This is a genomic window from Bacillus sp. SIMBA_026 (assembly GCF_046535335.1).
Classification (GTDB): Bacteria; Bacillota; Bacilli; order Bacillales; family Bacillaceae; genus Bacillus; species Bacillus velezensis.
The window spans coordinates 1-434 of the sequence record NZ_JAWRWX010000032.1; the positions used below are offsets into that span (position 1 = coordinate 1).

Genomic DNA, 434 nt, shown 5'->3' on the forward strand with positions numbered 1-434 from the left:
GTCGACTCTCGCTGCGGCTCATGCTGCGCGTCGTGCGAAGCACCGTTATGCTCGGCTTGCGACGTGTCGGGCCGTAGCTCTCGGGGCGGCTCCTGCTCGATGAGCAATGGCCCGAGCCACTTCGGTGCTTTTGGCGCTGGGGAGTGCTGCAGGTAGTCCGCCGCCATGGCATAGCCCAACGCGGGAAGCTCGTTATGCCCTTCCTGATTGACCACCCACTGCACAGCCCGGTACGTGCTGTTCAACGCCTCGGGTTGTGTGCCGGCCAAGTCCGCGGCGAGCGGGCTGTACTTCGGCAAGCCTAACCAGCTCTCGGGGCTCAACTGGCGAGTTCTGAAAATCCCAAGCCGCACCTTGGTGCGAGTGGTCTCGTTTACCGAGAGGCAGTAGTCGAAAAAAGCGGGGTCTTCGCCTCGGCTAATCCAGCCAGCGGG

The 434-nt window shown here is 63.4% G+C and carries 1 protein-coding gene; it reads right to left on the reverse strand.

Features of this window, described 5'->3' with window-relative positions; all coding sequences use genetic code 11:
* On the reverse strand, positions 1-299 hold a 299-nt coding region (locus tag SB847_RS20530; RefSeq protein ID WP_410578397.1), incomplete at its 3' end, for a hypothetical protein.
* Positions 300-434 lie beyond the last annotated feature (135 nt).